We start from the raw sequence: 20905 nt of genomic DNA on the forward strand, positions 1-20905 counted from the left end.
CGGCAAGCTGTGCCCAGGCGCCGACGGCGACCGCGGCCACGGCCGCACCGCGGCGGCACGGCCGGAACCGGTGCTGCCGGCCGGCGAGTTGGACGTGCCGGCCTGTGTCGCGCTGAGCTGGACGAACCCGCAGGTCGCAGCGCTGGTGCCGCACGGATTCGCCGCCGACCCCGCGCACGCCGCCCTGCTCGCCCTGAACGCCGGGACCGACATGGAGATGGTCAGCACATGCTTCGCCGACCCGGCGAGGCGCTGGACGGTCGAAGCCTCCGTGATGGTGCGCAACACCGGCGACCGGCACGGCGACGAGGTCGTCCAGCCCTGCCTCCACGACCCGGGCGCCGGCATGGTCCAGCCCGTACGCCGGCTACGCGGATTCCGTCGTCCCGGCCTTGCCCCGGGGGAAATCACCTCGGTGCGCTTCGTCCTCGGGGCGGTGGACGTCGGCTTCTGGACGAACGCCCCCGAGGGGGAGTTCGTCGTCGAACCCCGGCGTCATCCACGTCCACGTCTGCTCCAGCTCCCGTACCGGGGGCACGGCGTGCGTCCTGACGATCGAGTAGCGGCAGGCGGCTCCTGCACGGCCTGCTGCCGGGTCACATCATCCCGGGCCTGATGCGGCCGCGCCACCCTCCGGCCTCGTCGCCGCGGTGCTCGATGTACTCCTTGAAGCGCCGCATGTCACCCTTCACACGCCTGTCGATCATTCCGGTCATGGCCGCGGTCTTCTCCACGGCACCGCTCGGCTCGACGTCCATCACGAGTTCGACGCGGGTGTGGGTGTCGTCCAGGCGCCGGAAGCTGACCATGCCCTTCTGCTTGGTGTCGCCACTGGTGGTCCGCCAGGTGATCCGCTCGTCCGGGAGCTGGTCGACGATCTCGGTGTCGAACTCCCGCCGGACGCCGCCGATCTTGGTGGTCCAGTGGTTGTGGCGGTCGTCGAGCTGCCTGACCGCCTCGACGCCCTCCATGAAGTTGGGGAATTCCTCGAACTGCGTCCATTGGTTGTACGCGGTGCTGACGGGGACGTCGACCTCGACCGATTCCTTCACCGTGCTCATGGCTGTGGCTCCTCTCGGTGACCGCCGTACGGGCAGCGGATCCGCCGCACGGGACGGCACAGTTCTTCGGGTACCCGGTGCCGGCGGGATTACGACCCGGAAATGACATTGCCGCTCCCGGAATCGGGAAGCCTTGTGGCAGATGCCCGGCATTGCATATCCATGCGGACACGCGTGACGGGCCCGCGACGGGAGAACCACTTCCGTCCCAGGCCCGCGGAACGTGGTCCCTCACGTGTGCTTGCGCGCCTTTCCCTTCAGCTCTTCTGCCGTTCCGCGTACGGTCTTCTCCGCGTCCGCGGCCGTTCCACGTACGGTCTTCTCCGCGTCCGCGGCCGCCTGGCGGGTCTTGCCCTCGACCTGGTCGCCCTTCCCCTTCAGACGCAGCTCGTCGTCGTCCGTGATTTTCCCTGTCTGCTCCTTGGCCTTGCCCACGGCCTCCTGGGCCTTGCCGCGAATCTTCTTGCCCTGTGCGGCCACCTGTACCAGCTCCTTGAAAGACCGGTAATTCATACGTCTACGTCATGCGGCTACCTCGAAAGAAGCACCGCAAACGTCATTCCTCCTCCTCGTCCTCTTCCTCCTCTTCCTCGTATTCCTCTTCGTCGCCCTCCTGGGGCTCCTCGGGCTCTACGTCGCCCTCCTGGGGCTCCTCGGGCTCTTCGTCGTACTCCTCCTCTTCTCCCGCCTCGCCGTATTCCTCCTCTTCCTCCATGGCCTCTTCGTGGGTGCGGACGACCTCACCGTCACGGATTTCTCCCCGCCATCCTTCGACTTCCTCGTCGGTGAAGGTGACGTGCCGCTGGAAGTGCTTGAAGTCAAGCCGCAGGCGTCGCCCCTGTGCGCGCCAGATGTTTCCGGTCTTTTCGAAGAAGCCCGAGGGGTAGTACTCGACGACGAGCACGATGCGCGTGAGGTCGGGCGTGAGCTCATGGAAGCTCACACAACCGCGTGTGGACCCTTTGGCCCCCTCAGAGGTCCAGATGATCCGCTCATCCGGAATCTGTTCCTGAACCGTGGCCTTCCAACTCCGCGACGAGGGCCCGACCTTCAGCTTCCAGTCGCTGTGCGCCTCGTCCTCCTGGGACACGCTGCGCACGCCCTTGGCGAAGTCGCTGAACGCCTCGTACTGCGTCCAGTGGTCGTACGCGGTGCGGATCGGCACCCCCACATCGAGGGCCTCCACGATGTTCATGGACTTGCCCCCGCCGGACTTCCGGCTGCCGCCACCACCGAAAAGGTCCTTGGCCTTGCCCACGACGGTGTCCTTCACCCCTTTGACCTTGCTGCCGATGAGTGCCTTCACGATGCCGCCGCCGGGCAGCGAGCCGCCGCCCTCCGCCGCGTCAAGCAACTGGTCGGTGAGGTCGGACACTTTGTCGCCGGCCTTGTCCGCGAGATTCTCCATCTGGGCGCCGAGGTAGTCCATAAGCTCGTCACGCAGCAGGTCCAGGCCCGACTCTCCGCCACCGGGGGCACGATCTGTCCTGGCCATGGCCCTACCTCCGCCGTCCCGCTGTCTTCTTCGCGGGCGCCCGCGCCGTCGTCTTCCGTGGGGCGGTCTTCTTGGCGGCGGTCTTCTTCGTCGGTGCCCTCTTCGCGGGGGCCTTCTTCGCCGGCGCCTTCCTCGCGGCCGTCTTCTTGGCCGCCGCCTTCTTCGCGGGGGCCTTCTTCGCGGCCGGCCGCTTCGCCGCGGCCGCGGGCTTCTTCGCGGGCTCTCTGGCGCTCTTCTTGCCGACTCTCTTACGCGGAGCGGGTTTCTCCGCACTCTTCGCGGGCGCCCTACGACGCGGCCGCGGTTTCTCCTCCTCGGGCTCTTCCTCTTCCTCAGGCTCTTCCTCTCCCTCAGGCTCTTCCTCTCCCTCAGGCTCCTCCTCTTCCAGCTCCTCCTCTTCCTCCTCGGGCTCCTCCTCTTCCGGTTCCTCCGGCTCTTCCTCCTCCGGCTCTTCCTCTTCCTCCGCCTCGTACTCGCCCTCCTCGCCCTCGCCCTTCTCTCCGAGGCGGAGCGTGCGCTCATGGAGGGAGTCCGCGAAATCGGCGAGCTTTCGGTCCGCCACGGCAGCAAGGGCCTTACGGCCCGCGCCCAGCAATTCGTCCCGTATCTGCTCGTTGAGGTCGGCAACTTGCGGGACGTCCTTCAGCTTGCGCAGGCCTTCCGTGGCGAGCTGCTGTGGGTCGAGCCCGAAACGACGCCCGGCGATGTAGCTCGCCACGGCGAACGCGAGTCGCCCTTTCTTGGCCCTCCCGAGCACGTATCCACCCGCGACCGCGGCCGCGAGAGCGATCTTGGTCGTGTCATTCATGAACTGATCCCTTCGCAAAGGGCGTTGAGAAGCAGGACTTCGCGCCACAGTGGGCCTGCCCACGCGGATGCCAGATATGTCCCTATATGATGAGATTCTATGTTTGCGCGTCGATTTACCGCGCACACTCCATCCAACGGGACACGACCATGGCCCCAGCAGAACCTGCCAAGCGGCGACGCAAGGACAAGGCGGCGTGGGCCATGCGGTCCGCCGCACAGCAGCTGGAGCAATTGCTCGGCCGGCCTCCGGAGTCCGTCTCGGCACTCAGGCCGACCGACGACGGGTGGGAGGCCAATGTGGAGGTCCTTGAACTGGAAAGGATCCCCGAGACCACCAGCGTGATGGCCAGCTATCGCGTGACCCTGGACAAGGAGGGCGACTTGGTGGCGTACGAGCGCGTACGCCGGTACACCCGAGGACAGATCGACCGCACGCCCTGAGGCAAGGGGCGGGCGGCGAAGGGAGGCGCCATGACCGTGGTGCCACAAGGTGGAGGAAGCGTCACGCGGGGTGGTGGCCAGGGCAACCTCTACGACGTCCTGGACCTCATTCTTGATCGCGGACTCGTCATCGACGTCTTCGTCCGCGTGTCGCTCGTCGGAATCGAGCTTCTCAAGATCGACGCCCGCATCGTCGTGGCCAGCGTCGACACGTATCTGCGCTTCGCGGAAGCCTGCAACCGCCTCGACCTCGAGGCCGGCAGCAAGGCACCGGCGCAGCTGACGGACATCGTCGGGGACTCGCTCGAGAGCGGGGCCCGAGGCAAGTCCAAGGGCGCCCTGACGGGCGCCGTGGAGGCCGTGACCGACTCCCTCAAGGGCAGCGGCCGGGAGGACGACGAAGAGGGCGAGGACGAGGACGAGGGCCCCGAGGAGCAGGAGCATGAGGAGAGGGAGAAGGAGCCGGTGGCGAGGCGACGGCGGACGGCCCGGCGGACCTCCCGCCGCGCAAGGGAACGCGAGGAGGAGGATTGAGACATGGCCGTGTACGTCTACTCCATCGCCGACAAGCAGCATCCGCTCCGACTCGACGGTGTCGCCGGGGTCGGAGAGCCGCCCTCCCCCTTGCGTCCGGTCCGCGCGGGGTCACTGACCGCGGTGGTGAGCGACGCGCCTGGCGATCTGCGTCCCAAGCGCCGCGACCTCACCGCGCACCAGGAGGTCCAGAACCAGCTCATGGCCGACGGCACCGTGCTTCCCCTGAGGTTCGGTCTCACGGCGCCGGACGACGACGCCGTCCGTACCGTCCTCGTGGAGCGGGCCGCCGAGTACACCGACAGACTTCGGGTACTCGAGAACTGCACCGAGTACCACCTGAAGGTGCGGCAGGACGAGGAGGGGCTGCTCCGCCAGATCCTTGAGGAATCAAGCGACGCCCGGCAGCTCAACGATTCGATCCGCAACGGCACGGCCGGCCCCGACGCGTCACTCGCGCTCGGAGAGCTGGTGGCCCAGGAGGTACAGGCGCGCCAGGAAGCGCTGGCCGCGGGGATCATCGAGGCGTTGCGGCCCTTCTCCCGGGATCAGGAGGTGTCCCAGCCGACCGGCGAGGACTTCCTCAGCGTTTCCTTCCTGGTGGCCCAGGAACAGGAGGAGGGCTTCCTCACCACCGAACTGAGTCTCGCGAACCAGATGGGGGACGACTTCGAGTTCCGGCTCAACGGCCCGCTGCCCCCGTACAGCTTCGTCTGAAGGTGATCTCATGGGCCTGCTCACTCAGATCGTGACCCTGCCTCTGGCGCCCGTGCGCGGCGCCGTCTGGGTGGTGGACCGCGTGCTGGAGGCGGCCGAGAACGAGTACTACGACCCTGAACCCGTGCAGCGCGAGCTGGCGGAGCTCGAAGCGCAGTTGCTCGCGGGGCAGATCGACGAGGAGACCTTCGACCGGAGAGAGGACGAGCTCCTCGACCGGCTGGAGGAGATCAGGGCCTTCTGGCAGGAAGGCCGAGGTCACAGCCGTGGCTGATCCGCCGGCCAACCGCCTTGGCTCCTACCCCTCCAGGGCCGCTCCGCCGTACGGGCAGGGTTCCTCCGCCAACCTGGCCGACATCCTGGAGCGCGTGCTCGACAAGGGCATCGTCATCGCGGGCGACATCCAGATCAATCTGCTCGACATCGAGCTGTTGACGATCAAACTCCGACTGCTGGTCGCCTCGGTCGACAAGGCCAAGGAAATGGGCATCGACTGGTGGGAGCACGATCCCGCGCTGTCCTCGCGCAGTCGGGGTGAGCGGTCGCTCGCGGAGGAGAACCGGCGGCTGCGGGCCGAGATCGACGCGCTGCGCCAGGGCGAGGCACTCCCCGAAGGCTCCCGGCGCGGCAGGGCACTCCCCGTGGACGAGCAAGAGCCCGCGACCGGGGAGAAGCCCGGACCGGCTCGTCGCACGAAGAGGCGGAGTGATGACTGACGACGTCACCTACGTGTACGCCGTCGCCCGTGAGACCGACGGGCTGGAGGCGACCGCGGCCGGGCTCACCGGTGTCAGCGGCGCTCCCGTACGTCTGCTGGGCCTCACACACGGTGACGGCCCGGTGCTCGTGGTGAGTCCGGTGCCCTCGAAGGATTTCCAGGAGGACGCCCTCAAACGGCACCTCGAGGACCTGGAGTGGCTGGAGTCGGTCGCCCGTGCCCACCACGGCGTGGTGGAGGCGGTGTCCGCCCGCACCACGGTCCTCCCCCTGCGCCTCGCGACCGTGTATCTCGACGACGACCGTGCACGGAGTGTCCTGGAGGCGCAGCGGGACACCTTCGCGGAACGGCTGTCCCGCCTCGCCGCGCACGTGGAGTGGGGAGTCAAGATCTACGTCGAACCGTCGTCGGCGCCCGTCCCCGCCGAGGAGGCGCCGGCCGAGGAGCTGAGCCCCGGGCGCGCGTATCTGCGTACCCGCAGGGAGCAGAAGAGTGTGCGCAACACCGTCTACCAGGCCGCACAGACGGCGGCGGAGCGGGTCGAGACCGCGGCCCGAAGACTTGCTGCCGACCGCGCACGCCACCGTGTGCAGCAGGGCGAACTGGCCACCGGGGCGGGCGAGAACATCGTCAACGACGCGTATCTCGTCCCCCGCGACCGCGCTGACGAGTTCCGCACCGAGGTGAGCCGCGCCGCGGAGGGGCTCGACGGGGTACGCGTCGAACTCACTGGACCGTGGGCGCCGTACTCCTTCGCCACTCCGCCGGAGACGACCGCCGAGACCGTGCAAGGGGCGGGGCCGTGACGGCGTCCGACCCGGCCTCGGTGGCCCCGGCCCACGCGCGGGAGGTGGTGGAGCCGCTGCCTGAGCGGCAGGTCGCCCTCATCGACCTGTTGGACCGGCTGCTCAGCGGAGGCGTCGTCCTGACCGGCGATGTGGTGCTGTCCATCGCCGACATCGATCTCGTGCGGGTCTCCCTGCGTGCCCTGATCATGTCCATTCGCTCCTCGCCCGGAGACGACGATGGCCGCTGAAGCGGAGGACAGGTTCCGTCGGCTCGACGAGGTCGCGGATGCCGCCGCGCGCGCCTTCCGGCTGCTTCCTGCCGCTCCGCAGGATCTGACCGGTTCCGGGCGGGGCCCGCAGGTCCCGGCGCGCAGGATCAGCAGCGATCCGGACACCGTGGAACGGGATCTGGTCCGGCTCGTCCTCACCCTGGTGGAGCTCCTCCGCCAGTTGATGGAGCGGCAAGCGCTGCACCGGGTGGACCAAGGGGATCTCACGGAGGAGCAGGAGGAACGCCTGGGGGCGACGCTCATGATCCTTCACGACCGTATGACCGAGTTGTGTGCCCGGTACGGGCTGACCATGGAGGATCTCAACCTCGATCTGGGCCCCCTGGGTACGCTGCTTCCCCCGGCCGACTGACGTCACGTCGGCGTTTCGGGGATCTGCGCCCCAGTCGGCGCGTTCTCGTCGGGAAGGCGCCCTCCGCGACTCCTCGTCGGCCTCAAGGCCGTGTTGCGCGCACTGCCGTGCCACTCGAGGAAGACGACGGTGGCATCGTCGGACAGGCTGTCGCGGTGGTGCCGGAGGACGGCGCGCATCAGGCGTCGCAGGGTTTCCGGCACCGGCAGGCCGTCCGCGTGATGGCGGACGATGAATTCGACGAACTGTGCGAGGCCGAACTCCTGCCGTCCCGCATCTCGCGCCTCGGTGATGCCGTCGGTGTAGAGCAGCAGCCTGTCCCCCGGCTCCAGCTGCTCATGGCAGACCGTGACGGGCAGCTCCAGCTCTGTGCCCATGGGGTGGCTGGGCGGGCAGTTCAAGGTGGTGGTCCAGCGTCCGCCACGGATCAGTACGGGCGGCAGGTGGCCGCAGTTGACCCAGGAGAGCAGGCCGGTGCGGGTGTCCAGATCGGCCAGGATCCCCGTGGTGTAGCGGGTGTGCACGAACTCCTTCACCAGGGCGCGCTCGATCGCCTGGGCCGTGGCGACCAGATCGGCGCCGTCCCGGCGCTTGGACCGGCAGGTCGCCACCGCGAGGTTCGCCGTGAGACCCGCGGCGCTGTCGTGTCCCATCGCGTCGAAAATCGCCAGGTGGACGATGTCGCCGGCCAGCGCGTAGTCGAAGGCATCGCCGGCGACCTCGTACGCGGGCTCCATCGCGGCGGCAATGACCACCTGGTCGTTCGCGAAGGCCGGAGGAGGCATGAGTTTCCACTGCATCTCCGCAGCGACATGCATCGTCTCGGTCCGCACCAGACGGGCGTGCGAATCGCTGAACGGACGCTTGCTGGCCAGCAGCAGCCCCGCAAGGGACGAGAGAGGCCTGAGCGCGGCTCTCCCGTCCTCCCCGTCCTCGTCATCGACGCAGTCTGCGCGCAGTACGCCCAGGCGCTGTGTGCCGTCCAGGACCGGCGCCCAGTACCGGCGCCGTCCACCGTCGGTGAGATGAGACGAAGCGATCGTTCGCGTCTCACGGAACGCGGCGCCCGCGAGCGTTCCGTCGACCGAGTGCTCGTCACCGCCGTCCCCGGCGTCAGGGCCGCGGCCCGTCAGCTCCCTGAGCAACTCCTGGCGCAGGTCCACCACGTACAGGCGGACATCCTCCAGCCCGGCCAAGGCCGCATACTCGGCGATCAGCCCCGGCAGCTCCTCGATGCCTGCGAGGTGAGCGGCCTCCAGCAGACCTCCGAGCATCCGTGCCGTTCTCTCCGGACCGGCCATCGCACACATCCATCCCGCAACGGCGCCGAGGCCCGCCGGCACACTGGCCGTGCAACACAAGGCCTACGGCGGCGCTCCGGGCAGGAAGCCCCGTGACAGCAGCAAGGCCTACGAAGTCAGCGTAGGGCGGGCGAAGGCACCGGGCGAGCTGAGCACCAGGACGCGCCGCGGTCGGCCCTCCCGGAGCCGCACCGACCCTCACGGTCCCGTATCCCGCCGTACCTCCGCTCTCGCGTACCTCCGCGCAGGGCCGGTGGTCACCCGGTCGTGGGGCGGCGGCGGTCGCCGCTGCCCTGACGGAGGCGATCGGCGTGCGGGTGACGGTGTCGACACGGGCCGGTCGGGGTGGCCCTCCCTCAGGTGCGCGTGGACGCCGGTCAGCGGGTCGACCAGGCCGGCGGCGTCGTTGTCGGCGAGGGCGCCGGCGAACCGGGCGATCGGGGTGCGGGCCTCAGCGGGCAGGTCCGTCAGAGCGGTGATCTGACCGGCGGGCTGCCGCAGGTCCGCGGCGTTGTCGCGGGCCCCTGCGGTGACCCTGCGGTCAGCGGCACGGCGGTCACGGGTGGCCCGCACGCGCTGCTCACCGGTGGTGCCGGCCGCGCCGGGGCGCACGCGCAGACAGCGCCGTTCGGCGGCCTGGCGGCCGGCGACGCCGAGGGGGTGCGCGCGGTCGGCCCAGCTGGCCCTGCCTCGCGAGCGGTCTCGATCAGTCCCGCCTCCCATCCCGCGAGCTGGTCGCGCAGCTCACGTAGCAGCAGCTGGTCGTTTTCGGCACCGGTCTGCGCACTGAGGCGGTTCAGGCCGCCCTCGTCGGCTGCCTCATGTCGGAGGGCGAACGCCTCTCGGCCGTGGACCCCTTCCCCGCATGGGACCTACGGAATCGACGACGTCTGGTCATCCATTCGCCGTGCCGGGCTCCTCCCCCGACCGGCCAGGTCCGTGCCCCTCGCCCGGTATCTCCCCGGTGTGGTGCCGAACAGCCGGCTGAAGGCGTGCGACAGGGCGTACGGGCTGCCGTAGCCGACCTGTCGGGCAATGGCGTCCAAGGGGTCGGCCGTCTCGCGCAGCAGGCCCGCGGCCCGGGTCAGTCGCCACCAAGTGAGGTACGCCATCGGGGACCGGCCCACCAGGGCGGTGAACCGGCGGGCCGGGGTGGGGCGGGAGACACCGGCCTCGGCGGCCAGGCGGACGATGGCCCAGGCGGTGGCCGGGTCCGAGTGCAGCGCGCTCAGGGCGGCGGCCACGACCGGGTCGTTCAGCGCCGCGGGCCCGTCCCGTGCGGCAGCAGCACCACATCGCCCGCGCCCAGCGACACGGGCACGGACGAAAGGGAGTTGCTCGTGCCCGCGCACTTCGGTGGTGCGGGTGCCGTCGAAGTAGGCCGGGAGGGAAGCGGGTTCACAATCGGGCGATGGGTCGCCTGGAGCGTCTTGCCTCCAGTACATAAGTCCGGCGAGCCCATCACGCCGTCCAGAGAGGCACTCCAGCCCTTCGGTGCGGTAGGCGGCGCGCTTGGACGCTGTCCCGTAAATGATCTCTCGCGTGCTGGCTGACCTGCCCATTTGCTATCGGTCACCCGGCGAGGGTGAGGTTGTGCAGGCGAGCGATGTCGAGCATGGCGTGGTGGGCACCGTGGTGCGGCCGACGGCTGCCTTGGCACCGGAGAGTTCCCACGCCTTGCAGTCATTGCGGTTGCCGGGGACCGGCTTGCCGACGGCGACGACGAGACGGGTGTCGACGTCGATGACCACCTGGTGGTGGGTGGAGTAGCGGTAGTTTTTCGACTGCTCGGCGACGGAGTGGTCGCGGGTGGGGACCAGGGTGCCGTCCACGATCAGCACGGTGTCTTTGCGGAACCGCCTGCGGGGCTGGAGACCGGTTTCCCGAACTGTCGCGGGCTCAGCCCGGTGAACGGGGCTGTCCAGGAAGGCTCCGACGCCGTGATCACACCAACCACGACAAGATCGTCTCACCAGCCCCCGAGGCCCTTGTCACGAGGCTTGGCGGCCCTTGAGCAGATCTCAATGGTTCCGCCGGCATCGTCGTGAGAACCTCGCCATGATGAGCACTCACAATGAAGCCGACGTGGGCGAGCTACTGCACCGGCGCGGATGGCGTACGGCATTCACAGTTGCCGAGAGGGTCGATGCGTGGGCGGCGCTGGTGGGTGCGGTCGAACGGGGCTACGGCGACGACGTCTACGAGTACGCCAACGACCTCTACTGCCGGAACTGGCTCCACGAGGCGTGGCTCCTGCTGCACGACCATGTCGTCCAGCTCTGGACACCGCGGATCAAGACATTGGACGAGCGGTTCAGGGCAGCGACCGTCGCTGACGACGGCCTGGCCCTCGACCAGTTCCACAAACTGCCCCACCCCGACATGTGGTGGTGGCGGCGTCACCCCCGCATTCTCACCGGCGCACTGGGCCAGTCGCTTCGCTCTGCCGGTGCTGTCGGCACCGACCCAGAGACCACCTGATCCACGGGCTCCTCGCCGAGCGGGACCGGCTCCGCCAGGTCGACGGTGACGAAGTCCGCGGGTGGCGGCACCGCGAGGTCGGCCAGTTCCTGCCCGGTGCGCAGGACGTCCAGTGTGGTTCCGATGTTCTTGCCGGCCTCGCCCAGGATCGCCAGGCGCTCGCGAGCCCGCTCGCTGTCGGTGACATCCATGCTCACGGCGCATAGGCCCAGCGCACGGCCGTGCGCGTCGTCATGGCGGAAGAGTGAGGCAGCCAACGTAGGTTTCCCGCGTCCATGGATTGGCTGGAAGGCCCGGTATTCCATGTGGATCGCCGGGACACCGCCCTCCAGCACCTGCTGCATCAGCGCCTCGAGCGTCTTCGTCTCCGGGCCGGGCGCGGCCTCCGTCAGCGTGCGCCCGAGCCGTCCTTGGAGAGGGATGCCGTCCTTGAGACCCTGCGTGTCGTTGACCCAGGTGCAGCACAGCTCGGTGTCGCGTATGCCCTAGAAGTTGCCGTAGTTGACCTGCCAGGTGGGCAGGCCCATGCGGCGCCAGACGGCGACGACGCGGTCGCGGTCGTCCAGGGAGACGCGCACGGCGAAGCGGTGGCGGACGTGCCGGTCGAAGAGTTCGGCCTTCACGACGTCGTCGCGGCGCCCGTCACCCGCCGCGCGCATCCACAGTTCGTCGTACGGGACGTCGTGCCGGCGCAGCCACGCCTCCGTCATCTCGCGGTGCTCCTCGCCACGGCCCGAGAGCAGGACGATGACATCGCCGTCGGCACGCCGGAAGGAGCACAGGGCCCCGTGCACCGAGGCGTTGAGCAGGTCCTCGTCGCAGCGCGTGAAGTCGTAGGGCCCCCGGTCGCCCCTGAGGGCGAGCGTTCCGTCGATGTCGCACATCACCGCCGCCGGCAGCGCCGGGTCGGCGACGTACGGCTCGACCGTGGGCTCGTCGTTCAGCCACGCCTCGGTGAGCCGCCAGCCGCCCTGCCTTGCCTTCGTGTGCTTGTCGGCCAGGATCCGGATGATCTCCTCGCCGACGGCCCGGTCCCGCTCGGCATCGCGCCGTATGCACTCCTCCACCGGTACGTCGGTGAAGTCGTGCACGACGAACGCGGCCTGTCCGGCCACCGCGGCCTTCAGACGCTTGGGGATGTGGGGCGTCAGGTGGGTGTTGTCGACGACGACGTCGAAGCCGCCGTCGACCGCCGCCCGCACCGCCGCGTCCTGGACCGCCAGCACGGTCTGCTCGTGCGCCCACGACCGGCCGCGCTCGGGTGCCGGCACGTCGAGCATCCTCCGCAGATCGTCGAGGTTCACCCGGCGCATCCGGCCCTCGGACTCCTCCTGCAGTTTGCGCGCGGCGGTCGTCTTGCCCGAGGCGGGAAGCCCCGTCATGACGTGTACTACGGGCACGGTCAACTCTCCTCGTCGGTCAGGTAAGGGTCGGGCGCCTCCGGCCGGACGGAACGGTACGTCACGAGCTCGGTCGGGCGCCCGTCCAGGCGCAGGAACATGGCCGGGCGGACGGCGGTGTCGGGCAGTTCCTTCACGGCGCGGGCGAAGGCGCCCCGGTCACCGGCGAGATGGGCGACGGTCCCGTACGCCTCGTCGATCGCGCACTCGCGGTCGGCCACGTCCTTCTCGATCCGCGCGATCACCTCGCGCACCCAGGTGTCGAACTCGTCGGGCACCTGCTCCAGAAGCGCGTCCAGGGGCCGGCCGCCGGACGCCTCGATGTCCGTCGCCGAGCAGCCGAGCGCCTGGGCCACCTGCTTGGCGGGCAGGCCGGCGAAGCGCTGGATGCCGTGGCTGCGCCAGATGTCCCGCTCGATGACGCCGGTGAGCACCTTGTGGAGCCGTACGTACTCGGAGAGCTTGGCCTTCGCGCGGACGCCCGAGGCGAAGCGCAGCACGAAGCCCTCGGCGTCGGTGCCCGTGGCGGCGCGGCCACCGGGCAGCCGGTTGGACTCGGTCAGGGCGAGCAGGTCGGCGAGCGGCATGGCGGGCCAGACGGTGACGACCGAGCCGACGCCCTTCCAGCCGGCCGCGGCATCGGCCAGGGCAATCTCCGTGCCGTCCTTGCCGAAAGCGGCTAGGAGCACCAGGTCCCGGCGGTCGCCGTAGTCGACGACGATCCTGTTCTGCGGGTACAGGATCTCGGCGAGGTAGGTCACCCCGGGCACCAGGGCGGCGGTGTCCTTGCCGTCGAGCAGGCGCTGGGCCCAGGTGGCCTGGGCGCTGGTGAACGAGCCCTTGGACGCGACCCGCCACCGGCCGGCGTAGTGGAAGACCACGGCGAGGCTGCCGTCGACCTTGTCGTACACCTCGAACGGCTCGTCCGGGAGGGCCGGCGCGTACGGCTGACCTGCCTGGTGCTCGCCGACGTTGAAGAACTTCGGCAGCGGCAGCGCGACGATCTCGCCGGTGGCGTCGTCGGCGACGAGGCCGCGGCAGCGCGTGGTCACGCTGTTCCACACCCGCTCGTACTGGCACGTCCTCGTGTACGTGTAGAGCGAGAGCGGCAGTTCGGGGTGCGTCTTGCGGGTGACGTGCCCGGCGTCGATGGCCGCCGCCAACTCCTGCGACGGCAGCAGCTCGTGGAGAGTCAGGTAGGCCTGGCTCATGTGTTCCTCCCGGTGGTGGTCCTCGATTGTCATGTGCGGGAGGCTCGGGCGACACCGAATTACCTGCGGGAACGGGCAGGCGGCAGGGGGACGTGGGCGCGGGCAAGCGGACGAAACGCGCCCGACAGGCAATCATGACTGGTGCACGGACATGACTGGTGCACGAATCGCACCGACCGACGGACGTGGATGGAGTGGACGGATGCCGAACGAGCGCGCGGGACAGCCGGCGCGGCCGGAGGACCTGATCGATGTGGCCCGGCTGGTGACCGCGTACTACGCCTTGCACCCCGATCCGGCCGTACCCGCCCAGCGTGTCGCCTTCGGCACGTCGGGACACCGGGGGTCTTCCCTCGACACCGCTTTCAACGAGGACCACATCGCCGCGACCAGCCAGGCGATCTGCGAGTACCGGTCCCGGCAGGGCACCGACGGCCCGCTGTTCCTGGGCGCAGACAGCCATGCGCTGTCCGAGCCCGCCCGGGTGACCGCCGTGGAGGTCTTCGCCGCGAACGGCGTCACCGTGCTCATCGACTCCGCAGACGGCTACACGCCCACCCCGGCCGTATCGCACGCGATCCTCACCCACAACCGCGGGCGCACCTCCGGCCTGGCGGACGGCGTGGTGGTCACGCCCTCGCACAATCCGCCGTCCGACGGCGGCTTCAAGTACAACCCGCCGAACGGCGGACCGGCCGGCTCCGAGGCGACCGGCTGGATCCAGGAGCGTGCCAACGAGATCATCACGGGCGGTCTGAAGGATGTGCGGCGGCTGCCCTACGCGGCGGCCCTGGGGGCGCCGACCACCGAGCGCTACGACTTCCTCGGCGCCTACGTGCGCGATCTGCCGTCCGTACTCGACCTGGACGCCGTGCGCGCCGCGGGGGTGCGGATCGGGGCCGATCCGCTGGGGGGCGCGTCCGTCGCGTACTGGGGCCGCATCGCGGAGGAGCACCGGCTCGATCTGACCGTCGTCAACCCGCACACGGATCCGACGTGGCGGTTCATGACGCTGGACTGGGACGGCAAGATCCGGATGGACTGCTCGTCCCCGTACGCGATGGCGTCACTGATCGAGCGGCGCGACCGCTTCCAGATCGCCACCGGCAACGACGCCGACGCCGACCGGCACGGAATCGTCACCCCCGACGGCGGACTGATGAATCCCAATCACTACCTCGCCACCGCCATCGCCTATCTCTACACGCACCGCGACCGGTGGCCGGGCGGCGCAGGGGTCGGCAAGACCCTGGTGTCTTCGAGCATGATCGACCGGGTGGCGGCCGATCTCGGCCGCGAGCTGATCGAGGTGCCGGTCGGTTTCAAGTGGTTCGTGGACGGGCTGATCGACGGCACCCTGGGCTTCGGCGGCGAGGAGTCCGCAGGTGCCTCGTTCCTGCGGCGGGACGGGTCGGTGTGGACCACCGACAAGGACGGCATCATCCTGGACCTGCTCGCGTCCGAGATCCTGGCCGTGACGGAGCGGACGCCGAGCGAGCACTACGCGTCGCTCACCGCCCGGTTCGGCGAACCGGCGTACGCCCGCGTCGACGCCCCCGCGACGCGCGAGGAGAAGGCCGTGCTGAGCCGTCTCTCCCCCGAGCAGGTGACGGCCGACAGGCTTGCCGGGGAGCCGATCACCGCGGTGCTCACCCATGCTCCGGGCAACGGGGCGGCCATCGGCGGCATCAAGGTGACCACCGCCAACGCGTGGTTCGCCGCGCGGCCCTCGGGTACCGAGGACGTCTACAAGGTGTACGCCGAGTCGTTCCTTGGGCCGAACCACCTGACGCAGGTGCAGGAGGAGGCCCGGTCCGTCGTGGCGGCGGCGCTGAGCAGCTGACGCGTCCGCCCGTGGCTCGGCCGGCTCGGCTGTGCGGCCGTACAGCCGAGCCCGGGCGCCGTCGGCGATGTCGGGGCTACGACCGGCGGCGGGGTTTGCCGCGCTTGCCGCCCTTGGGTCCGCCGGCACCGCCCCGTGGGTTCTTGCCGGTCGACCTGCCGGCCGCGGGCTTCTTGCCGGCCGCGGACTTCCGCTGTGCGCCGCCCGCGTCGGGGCGCTTGGCCTTCGGCTGTGCCGGGGCCGGGGGGCGGCCCCGTGTGCTGTTCACGGTGCGCCCGCGGACGATCCCGATGAACTGCTCCACCAGGTCGGGCGTGGTCTCGTCCTGCGGCCACGACAGCGCGACGCGGGACTCGGGGGCGTCGGTGACCGGCCGATAGGTCAGGTCCTTGCGGTGGTGCAGGCGGGCGAGTGACTGCGGGACGACGAGCAGCCCCACTCCTGCCGCCACCAGTTCGACGGCATCCGCCGTGGTGGCGGGCCGCTCGATCGCGGGCTTTCCCGGCAGACGCTCCCAGTCGAGGACGTCGTCGAGGGGATGCAGCACGATGTCGTCCGCAAGATCCTCGGCGGAGACCTCGTCGACCGCCGCCACGAGGTGGTCCTTCGGAACCACCACCACGGTCGTCTCGGTGTAGAGCGGGATCGCGCTCAGGTCCGTCCGGTCGACCGGCAGCCGCACCAGACCCGCGTCGGCGCCGCCGCCCCGCAGCACGTCACATGCCTCGGCGGCGGGAACCGCGATGAGGTCCAGTGGGACGTCGGGCAGCCGCTCGTTCCAGATCCGCACCCACTTCGAGGGCGTCACTCCCGGGACATACGCGAGCCGGAACAAAGGGGATACTTCCGAGCCTGTCACCCTGACAGGCTACCTGCCGGTTCTGTGGTGGTCGGAGGTAGTGCACCCGTTCGATACCCTTGACACCATGACGTCGCACCAGACCACCCAGACGATGAAGCCCGCAACCGCGGCGAAGAAGCTGGGTGTGTACCTCGAGGCCACCCCCGCCGAGTTCCAGGAGGGTGTCGTCTCGCGCGCCGAACTGAACGCGCTGCAGACCGACCCGCCGGAGTGGCTGCAGGAGCTGCGACGCAACGGCCCGCACCCGCGACCGGTGGTCGCGGCGAAGCTGGGCATCTCCATCTCGGGTCTCGCACGCGGCGGAATCGCCGAGCCGCTCACGACGGAGCAGATCGACGCGCTGAAGCGCGACCTTCCCGAGTGGCTGCAGAAGGAACGGGCCACCCAGGCCGAGGTCCGCAAGGAAGCGGCGCGCGTCAAGGAGAAGAACGCGGCGCGCGGCGACCAGCACTGAGGACCGCGCTCCTGCACTCCTGATGCTCCTGCAGTCCTGATCTTCCTCGTCGTGCCCTCCTGGTCGGGCTCGTCCTCCTCGCTCGACGATGCCCGTGGGACGCGGGTGGCCCGAACCGCGCCGGGCTCATGCCGTCGGCGACCGACGGAGCGGCCGTGCCGTCCGCACGCCCGGCCCCGTCGCCGGGCCCGGCGCTCCTGGCCGCGCCGATCAACGTCCAGCGCCGGCTGAGCATTTCGGCGGACGGCGGATACGGAATCCGGACCCGGACCGCCATGAAGTCACGCACACCCACGCACACGGCGGATCACGTTCTCCGGCCCAAGCCGACGCTTTACCCGCGTGCTCGCGAAGCTGAACGGCACCTGGTGATCCGAGCCCCTTTCGTGTGACGCCAATCGGCCGTGTCCGACGCGCATGGGGGTGCCTCATCACTCACCCGAACAGGCTAACAACAGAGCGTCAGCCCTTGTCCCGACTGGCCTGTCCCCCATTCGGAGTTGCGACGCCACTGGGGTCATGAGTCGGTAGGAGTCGTGTCCTGCCGGATCTCACCATCAGGAGGAGACATGGGCACCAAGCAGAAGGGCCATTCGGCCGAAAAGCTGTCCGTTGTATTCGCGGTCCGTGTGATCGAGGGCGGCGAACAAGGGTTTCTGGACATGTACGACCAGATCCGGAAGTCCGTCGCCGGAACCCCCGGTCACATCATCGAGAGGCTGGGCGAGCCCGTCGACGACTCCCGCCAGTGGGTGATCACCAGCGAGTGGGAGACGCCCGAGCACTTCTTCGCCTGGCAGCAGAGCGAGGACCACCGCGCACTGGTGGCCCCGCTCCGCAAGTGGGTCGACTCGACGCAGTCCCTGCGGTTCCGGGTCGTCAAGGAGACCACGAAGGAGACGTCATGACGCGCACGACAGACGGCCCTGTGGCCGTCCTCGGTCTCGGCAGGATGGGCACCGGCCTGGCGACCCGCCTCCTTGACCAAGGCATACAGGTGCGGGTCTGGAACCGCACCTCGGAGCGGACCGAGCCGCTCGCCAAGGCGGGCGCCGTAGCAGCCGCCCACCCAGCGGATGCCGTCGAGGGCACGAGTGCCGCCATCTGCACCGTCGCCGACGGCGAAGCCCTCGGCACCGTGCTCCGGGGACCGGACGGAGTCCTGGCCAGGGGCACCTACCCGGGCACCCTGATCTGCGCCAGCACCGTCGCTCCCGAAGAGGTCGCCAGCATCGCCGGGGACGTGCCCTCGGTTCTGGACGTCGGCATGCTCGGCAACCGTGAGCACGCCCGCGACGGCGAGCTGCGGCTGTTCGTCGGCGGCGAGCAACGGGCCTTCACCGCGGGCCGGCCGCTGCTGGAGATGCTGGGCAAGGAGGTCGTCCATCTGGGCGCGCTCGGTTCCGGCATGCGGATGAAGCTGCTCCTCAACCTGCTGATGGGGATAGAGGTGCAGGCGCTGGCCGAGGCCACCGAACTGGCGTCCGCCACAGGGCTCGACCGCCAGCTGGTTCTCAGGACGATCGCGGGCAGCGGCTTCGCCTCGCCGGTGATGGCGTTCAAGTCGAGGCGCCTGGCTGCCGACCGCTTCGACGAGCCGGACTTCCGGCTGCGGCTGATGGCCAAAGACCTCATGCTCGCTACGAAGCAGGCAGCGGAGGCCGGCCTGCGTCTGCCCCTGGCAGCCGCAGCAGCCGAGACGCATGTCCGCGCCACCGAGCAAGGGCTCGGCGACGAGGACTGCGCCGCGGTCACCCGCGCACTCACACCGAACCCGGGAACCGACACATGATCATCGACATCCACGGGCACCTGTCCCCACCGGAGGCGGCCAAACGCTTCCCCATGCCCCCCAGCCTGACCGACGTCGACGGCATGCTCGCCGCTCGCGCCCAGGCCGGGATCGACCTCACCATCATCGGCAGCCCGGTCGGCGCCGGCGCGATGGCGCGGGTCCCGGGCGTCGACAACTACGCGCAACCGCGCGACCGGCTGCGCGGCTTCCACGCCTGGATGTCAGGCGTGATCGCCAAGTTCCCGGACCAGTTGCGCGGGTACGTCTACGCCAACCCGTTCGGCGACGACGATCACCTGGAGGGAGTCAGGGAGACGCTGGCGGACCCCGCCTTCGTCGGCCTGATCACCACGTCCAGCGTCCACGGCGAGCTGCTCGGCTCCCCGCGTGCCGACTCCTTCTTCGCGCTGGCCGCCGAGGCGGGAGTGCCGGTCCTGGTGCACGCCCCGGCCGAACCGGTCGGCACGGAGCGGGTCGACAACATCGGCTTCGTCGAGCAGATCGGCCGTTTCGGCGACGTCACGATGGGCATGGCCATGATCGCGTTCGCGGGATGGCTGGACAAGTACCCCGGTCTGCGGCTGATCGGTGCGACCGGTGGCGGCGCGATGGCGCTGCTGCCGGAGCGCCTGCAGACGGCGGCGCGCCCCCGGCACTGGGCCGGGGGGGCGCCGCCCTCCGCCCCGCCGGCGGCGCCGCCCTCCACCCCGTCGGCGGAGAACCCACCGGCGGCCGACCCTGCCGCGGCACTCCAGCGCATGTACGTCGACACCAGCCCGTTCAGCACGGCGCACCTGAGTCTCAACGCCGAGGTGCTGGGGCCCGAACGGATGCTGTTCGGCACCGACTCACCGCCGATGTCGGCGCCGCTGGAGGACCTCATCCGCATGATCGAGAAGCTGCCCGTGGACAAGGCGTCCCAGCAGCTCATCCTCGGCGGCAACGCCGAGGCCCTCTTCGACCTCAGGAGTCGTCCGTGACCACGACGCAAGACCCAGTCGCCGCGGCCGAGCGGTGCACCCCCGAGTTCCGGCGGAATCCGCACCCGTTCTACGCCCGGCTGCGCGACACGGCGCCGGTCTGCCCCATGAGACCGCCGCACGGCAACGAGACGTACCTGATCACGCAGTACGAGGACGCACGGGCGGCCCTGTCGGACCCGCGGCTGAGCAAGGACATGTACGGGGCCATGGACGCCTACCGGAAGATCTTCGGTGACTCGTCCGTGGCGCTGGACGACAACATGCTCAACTCCGATCCGCCCAAGCACACCCGGCTGCGCAAACTCGTCAACTCCGCGTTCACCCCGCGCCGCGTGGAAGCGCTGCGACCGCGGATCCAGGGCATCGTCGAGGAGCTGCTCGACGGATGCCCGACCCGGGAGCCGTTCGACCTGCTGCCCGCGTTCGCGTTCCCGCTGCCGATCACGGTGATCTGCGAACTGCTCGGTGTACCGCCCGAGGAGCGGTCGCAGATGCACCACCTGTCCACCACGGTGGCGCAGACCGGCTTCAGCGAGGAGTCCAAGCGGGCCCAGCAGAAGGCGGAGGAGGATCTGCACGCGTACTTCACGGATCTCATCGCGCGCAAGCGCAGCCAACCGAGTGACGACCTGCTCAGCGCGCTGACCGCGGTGCGGGACAACGACGGCGGCCTCACCGAGAACGAGCTGGTCTCGACGGCGTTCCTGCTGATGTTCGCGGGTCACAAAACGACCGCCTACCTCATCGGCAACGCCGTTCACCACCTCCTGGCCCATCCCGCACAGTTCCGTACCGTGCAGGAGAATCCGGAGCTGGTCGGCCAGGCGGTGGAGGAGCTGGTGCGCTTCGACGGCTCGGTGGAGAGCGCGACGTTCCGCTACGCCACCGAGGACGTGGAGATCGGCGGGACGCGGATCCCGAAGGGCGCCCTGGTCCAGATCGCGCTGACCTCGGCCAACCGCGATCCGCTGAAGTTCGACCGCCCGGACGAGTTCGACGTGATGCGTCCGGACAACGAACAGAACGCCCATCTCGGGTTCGGGCACGGCATTCACTACTGCCTGGGAGCTCCTCTGGCCCGGCTGGAGATGCAGATCGCCCTCACTGGTCTGTTCGGCCGGTTCCCGAGGATGACTCTGGCTGGCCCCGCGGCCGAGGCGAAGTGGATGGAGGTGCCGTTCCCGGCCTTCCGCGGCCTCGCCGAATTGCCGGTCGTGCTCGACCCTGCCGGGTCGTGACGCCGCCGGGGGCGGGGACCCCGGGGAGTTGCAATGGCTCCGCGCCCGCGTTTCCCCACCCAGGTGCGGAGCCGCCACACACACGCAGGCGCAAAAACCACCACAACGGTCCGCCCTCCCGAAGATTCCCC

25 protein-coding genes and 3 pseudogenes are annotated in these 20905 nt (G+C 69.7%); 16 read left to right on the plus strand and 12 right to left on the minus strand.

All coding sequences use genetic code 11. The features are described from left to right. Positions 1-70: 70 nt before the first annotated feature. Positions 71-616: a fibronectin type III-like domain-contianing protein gene (locus ACFV9O_RS29885; protein ID WP_385423239.1), complete on the plus strand. Its 546-nt coding sequence runs from the start codon at positions 71-73 to the stop codon at positions 614-616. Here ACFV9O_RS29885 and ACFV9O_RS29890 read toward each other — a convergent pair. The 4 genes from ACFV9O_RS29890 to ACFV9O_RS29905 all read right to left on the minus strand — a co-directional run bounded on the left by ACFV9O_RS29890 (position 597) and on the right by ACFV9O_RS29905 (position 3364). Next, the gene (locus ACFV9O_RS29890) at positions 597-1061 is read right to left on the minus strand and encodes an SRPBCC family protein (RefSeq protein WP_385423241.1); all 465 of its coding nucleotides are present in this window, start codon (positions 1059-1061) and stop codon (positions 597-599) included. The two genes, ACFV9O_RS29885 and ACFV9O_RS29890, sit on opposite strands and share 20 nt — an antisense overlap. Positions 1062-1292: 231 nt before the next feature. Next, positions 1293-1574 carry a CsbD family protein gene (locus ACFV9O_RS29895; RefSeq protein ID WP_385423243.1) on the minus strand — a complete coding sequence of 94 codons (282 nt, stop codon included), beginning with the start codon at positions 1572-1574 and terminating at the stop codon, positions 1293-1295. Between the two features lie 43 nt (positions 1575-1617). Beyond that, positions 1618-2556: an SRPBCC family protein gene (locus ACFV9O_RS29900; RefSeq protein WP_385423245.1), complete on the minus strand. Its 939-nt coding sequence runs from the start codon at positions 2554-2556 to the stop codon at positions 1618-1620. 4 nt (positions 2557-2560) lie between these two features. Further along, entirely contained in the window at positions 2561-3364 is an 804-nt protein-coding gene (locus ACFV9O_RS29905) for a histone protein (protein ID WP_385423247.1), read from the minus strand. Positions 3365-3513: 149 nt separating this feature from the next. On the opposite strand from ACFV9O_RS29905, the gene ACFV9O_RS29910 reads away from it, so the two are divergent. From ACFV9O_RS29910 to ACFV9O_RS29945, 8 genes are read left to right on the plus strand one after another with little or no spacing between them, the layout of a single operon-like run. Continuing rightward, positions 3514-3807, plus strand: coding sequence for a gas vesicle protein (locus tag ACFV9O_RS29910; protein WP_385423249.1), 294 nt, complete (start codon positions 3514-3516; stop codon positions 3805-3807). A gap of 30 nt (positions 3808-3837) precedes the next feature. Continuing rightward, complete coding sequence (locus tag ACFV9O_RS29915; RefSeq protein WP_385423251.1) at positions 3838-4341, plus strand: gas vesicle structural protein GvpA; 504 nt, start codon at positions 3838-3840, stop codon at positions 4339-4341. A 3-nt stretch (positions 4342-4344) separates the two neighbouring features. Continuing rightward, the gene (locus tag ACFV9O_RS29920) at positions 4345-5058 is read left to right on the plus strand and encodes a GvpL/GvpF family gas vesicle protein (protein WP_385423253.1); all 714 of its coding nucleotides are present in this window, start codon (positions 4345-4347) and stop codon (positions 5056-5058) included. Positions 5059-5068: 10 nt separating this feature from the next. After that, positions 5069-5332: a gas vesicle protein GvpG gene (locus ACFV9O_RS29925; protein WP_385423255.1), complete on the plus strand. Its 264-nt coding sequence runs from the start codon at positions 5069-5071 to the stop codon at positions 5330-5332. Then, entirely contained in the window at positions 5325-5774 is a 450-nt protein-coding gene (locus tag ACFV9O_RS29930; protein ID WP_385423257.1) for a gas vesicle protein, read from the plus strand. Before ACFV9O_RS29925 ends, ACFV9O_RS29930 begins: the two co-directional genes overlap by 8 nt. After that, a complete protein-coding gene (locus ACFV9O_RS29935) occupies positions 5767-6582 on the plus strand; it encodes a GvpL/GvpF family gas vesicle protein (RefSeq protein WP_385423259.1) in 816 nt (271 codons plus the stop codon). Before ACFV9O_RS29930 ends, ACFV9O_RS29935 begins: the two co-directional genes overlap by 8 nt. Further along, positions 6579-6812, plus strand: coding sequence for a gas vesicle protein (locus ACFV9O_RS29940; RefSeq protein WP_385423261.1), 234 nt, complete (start codon positions 6579-6581; stop codon positions 6810-6812). Before ACFV9O_RS29935 ends, ACFV9O_RS29940 begins: the two co-directional genes overlap by 4 nt. Then, on the plus strand, positions 6802-7206 hold the full coding sequence (locus tag ACFV9O_RS29945; protein ID WP_385423263.1) for a gas vesicle protein K: 405 nt from the start codon (positions 6802-6804) through the stop codon (positions 7204-7206). The genes ACFV9O_RS29940 and ACFV9O_RS29945 overlap by 11 nt, the downstream gene beginning before the upstream one ends. A 2-nt stretch (positions 7207-7208) precedes the next feature. On the opposite strand, the gene ACFV9O_RS29950 is transcribed toward ACFV9O_RS29945, so the two are convergent. The 4 genes and pseudogenes from ACFV9O_RS29950 to ACFV9O_RS29965 all read right to left on the minus strand — a co-directional run. After that, complete coding sequence (locus ACFV9O_RS29950) at positions 7209-8507, minus strand: PP2C family protein-serine/threonine phosphatase (RefSeq protein ID WP_385423265.1); 1299 nt, start codon at positions 8505-8507, stop codon at positions 7209-7211. 257 nt (positions 8508-8764) lie between these two features. Continuing rightward, a pseudogene (locus ACFV9O_RS29955) lies at positions 8765-9265 on the minus strand (type III effector protein); the annotation flags it as partial. Between the two features lie 114 nt (positions 9266-9379). After that, positions 9380-9775 (minus strand): annotated as a pseudogene (locus tag ACFV9O_RS29960) (helix-turn-helix domain-containing protein); the annotation flags it as partial. Between the two features lie 366 nt (positions 9776-10141). Then, positions 10142-10464 (minus strand): annotated as a pseudogene (locus ACFV9O_RS29965) (transposase); the annotation flags it as partial. 104 nt (positions 10465-10568) lie between these two features. On the opposite strand from ACFV9O_RS29965, the gene ACFV9O_RS29970 reads away from it, so the two are divergent. Beyond that, positions 10569-10988, plus strand: coding sequence for a hypothetical protein (locus tag ACFV9O_RS29970; RefSeq protein ID WP_385423267.1), 420 nt, complete (start codon positions 10569-10571; stop codon positions 10986-10988). Here the strand turns inward: ACFV9O_RS29970 and ACFV9O_RS29975 are convergent. From ACFV9O_RS29975 to ACFV9O_RS29985, 3 genes are read right to left on the minus strand one after another with little or no spacing between them, the layout of a single operon-like run. After that, positions 10907-11470 carry a PAS domain-containing protein gene (locus tag ACFV9O_RS29975; protein WP_385423302.1) on the minus strand — a complete coding sequence of 188 codons (564 nt, stop codon included), beginning with the start codon at positions 11468-11470 and terminating at the stop codon, positions 10907-10909. The two genes, ACFV9O_RS29970 and ACFV9O_RS29975, sit on opposite strands and share 82 nt — an antisense overlap. A gap of 3 nt (positions 11471-11473) precedes the next feature. Continuing rightward, positions 11474-12388: an AAA family ATPase gene (locus tag ACFV9O_RS29980; RefSeq protein ID WP_385423269.1), complete on the minus strand. Its 915-nt coding sequence runs from the start codon at positions 12386-12388 to the stop codon at positions 11474-11476. A gap of 2 nt (positions 12389-12390) precedes the next feature. Then, positions 12391-13632, minus strand: coding sequence for an RNA ligase (locus ACFV9O_RS29985; RefSeq protein WP_385423271.1), 1242 nt, complete (start codon positions 13630-13632; stop codon positions 12391-12393). Positions 13633-13801: 169 nt separating this feature from the next. Here ACFV9O_RS29985 and pgm point away from each other — a divergent pair, with 169 nt between their 5' ends. Continuing rightward, a complete protein-coding gene (gene pgm / locus ACFV9O_RS29990; protein ID WP_385423272.1) occupies positions 13802-15442 on the plus strand; it encodes a phosphoglucomutase (alpha-D-glucose-1,6-bisphosphate-dependent) in 1641 nt (546 codons plus the stop codon). Positions 15443-15518: 76 nt separating this feature from the next. Here pgm and ACFV9O_RS29995 read toward each other — a convergent pair whose 3' ends face one another. Beyond that, a complete protein-coding gene (locus tag ACFV9O_RS29995; RefSeq protein WP_385423274.1) occupies positions 15519-16301 on the minus strand; it encodes a LysR family substrate-binding domain-containing protein in 783 nt (260 codons plus the stop codon). 67 nt (positions 16302-16368) lie between these two features. Between ACFV9O_RS29995 and ACFV9O_RS30000 the strand changes: the two genes are divergently transcribed. The 5 genes from ACFV9O_RS30000 to ACFV9O_RS30020 all read left to right on the plus strand — a co-directional run bounded on the left by ACFV9O_RS30000 (position 16369) and on the right by ACFV9O_RS30020 (position 20774). Then, the gene (locus ACFV9O_RS30000; protein ID WP_385423276.1) at positions 16369-16758 is read left to right on the plus strand and encodes a DUF5997 family protein; all 390 of its coding nucleotides are present in this window, start codon (positions 16369-16371) and stop codon (positions 16756-16758) included. Positions 16759-17327: 569 nt separating this feature from the next. Beyond that, positions 17328-17666, plus strand: a complete 339-nt coding sequence (locus ACFV9O_RS30005; RefSeq protein ID WP_385423278.1) for an antibiotic biosynthesis monooxygenase family protein — start codon at positions 17328-17330, stop codon at positions 17664-17666. Beyond that, a complete protein-coding gene (locus tag ACFV9O_RS30010) occupies positions 17663-18550 on the plus strand; it encodes an NAD(P)-dependent oxidoreductase (protein ID WP_385423280.1) in 888 nt (295 codons plus the stop codon). Before ACFV9O_RS30005 ends, ACFV9O_RS30010 begins: the two co-directional genes overlap by 4 nt. Next, positions 18547-19533: an amidohydrolase family protein gene (locus ACFV9O_RS30015; protein WP_385423282.1), complete on the plus strand. Its 987-nt coding sequence runs from the start codon at positions 18547-18549 to the stop codon at positions 19531-19533. Before ACFV9O_RS30010 ends, ACFV9O_RS30015 begins: the two co-directional genes overlap by 4 nt. After that, positions 19530-20774, plus strand: a complete 1245-nt coding sequence (locus tag ACFV9O_RS30020) for a cytochrome P450 (RefSeq protein WP_385423284.1) — start codon at positions 19530-19532, stop codon at positions 20772-20774. The genes ACFV9O_RS30015 and ACFV9O_RS30020 overlap by 4 nt, the downstream gene beginning before the upstream one ends. Positions 20775-20905: the final 131 nt, after the last annotated feature.

This window comes from Streptomyces sp. NPDC059909, from assembly GCF_042730885.1.
Classification (GTDB): Bacteria; Actinomycetota; Actinomycetes; order Streptomycetales; family Streptomycetaceae; genus Streptomyces.

What these genes read in the sequence shown, in the direction of transcription:
- ACFV9O_RS29890 (WP_385423241.1), bottom strand. Translation starts at nt 1,061, where the DNA reads ATGAGCACGGTGAAGGAATCGGTCGAGGTCGACGTCCCCGTCAGCACC.
- ACFV9O_RS29895 (WP_385423243.1), bottom strand. Translation starts at nt 1,574, where the DNA reads ATGAATTACCGGTCTTTCAAGGAGCTGGTACAGGTGGCCGCACAGGGC.
- ACFV9O_RS29900 (WP_385423245.1), bottom strand. Translation starts at nt 2,556, where the DNA reads ATGGCCAGGACAGATCGTGCCCCCGGTGGCGGAGAGTCGGGCCTGGAC.
- ACFV9O_RS29905 (WP_385423247.1), bottom strand. Translation starts at nt 3,364, where the DNA reads ATGAATGACACGACCAAGATCGCTCTCGCGGCCGCGGTCGCGGGTGGA.
- ACFV9O_RS29910 (WP_385423249.1), top strand. Translation starts at nt 3,514, where the DNA reads ATGGCCCCAGCAGAACCTGCCAAGCGGCGACGCAAGGACAAGGCGGCG.
- ACFV9O_RS29915 (WP_385423251.1), top strand. Translation starts at nt 3,838, where the DNA reads ATGACCGTGGTGCCACAAGGTGGAGGAAGCGTCACGCGGGGTGGTGGC.
- ACFV9O_RS29920 (WP_385423253.1), top strand. Translation starts at nt 4,345, where the DNA reads ATGGCCGTGTACGTCTACTCCATCGCCGACAAGCAGCATCCGCTCCGA.
- ACFV9O_RS29925 (WP_385423255.1), top strand. Translation starts at nt 5,069, where the DNA reads ATGGGCCTGCTCACTCAGATCGTGACCCTGCCTCTGGCGCCCGTGCGC.
- ACFV9O_RS29935 (WP_385423259.1), top strand. Translation starts at nt 5,767, where the DNA reads ATGACTGACGACGTCACCTACGTGTACGCCGTCGCCCGTGAGACCGAC.
- ACFV9O_RS29945 (WP_385423263.1), top strand. Translation starts at nt 6,802, where the DNA reads ATGGCCGCTGAAGCGGAGGACAGGTTCCGTCGGCTCGACGAGGTCGCG.
- ACFV9O_RS29950 (WP_385423265.1), bottom strand. Translation starts at nt 8,507, where the DNA reads ATGGCCGGTCCGGAGAGAACGGCACGGATGCTCGGAGGTCTGCTGGAG.
- ACFV9O_RS29970 (WP_385423267.1), top strand. Translation starts at nt 10,569, where the DNA reads ATGAGCACTCACAATGAAGCCGACGTGGGCGAGCTACTGCACCGGCGC.
- ACFV9O_RS29985 (WP_385423271.1), bottom strand. Translation starts at nt 13,632, where the DNA reads ATGACAATCGAGGACCACCACCGGGAGGAACACATGAGCCAGGCCTAC.
- pgm (WP_385423272.1), top strand. Translation starts at nt 13,802, where the DNA reads ATGCCGAACGAGCGCGCGGGACAGCCGGCGCGGCCGGAGGACCTGATC.
- ACFV9O_RS30000 (WP_385423276.1), top strand. Translation starts at nt 16,369, where the DNA reads ATGACGTCGCACCAGACCACCCAGACGATGAAGCCCGCAACCGCGGCG.
- ACFV9O_RS30005 (WP_385423278.1), top strand. Translation starts at nt 17,328, where the DNA reads ATGGGCACCAAGCAGAAGGGCCATTCGGCCGAAAAGCTGTCCGTTGTA.
- ACFV9O_RS30010 (WP_385423280.1), top strand. Translation starts at nt 17,663, where the DNA reads ATGACGCGCACGACAGACGGCCCTGTGGCCGTCCTCGGTCTCGGCAGG.
- ACFV9O_RS30015 (WP_385423282.1), top strand. Translation starts at nt 18,547, where the DNA reads ATGATCATCGACATCCACGGGCACCTGTCCCCACCGGAGGCGGCCAAA.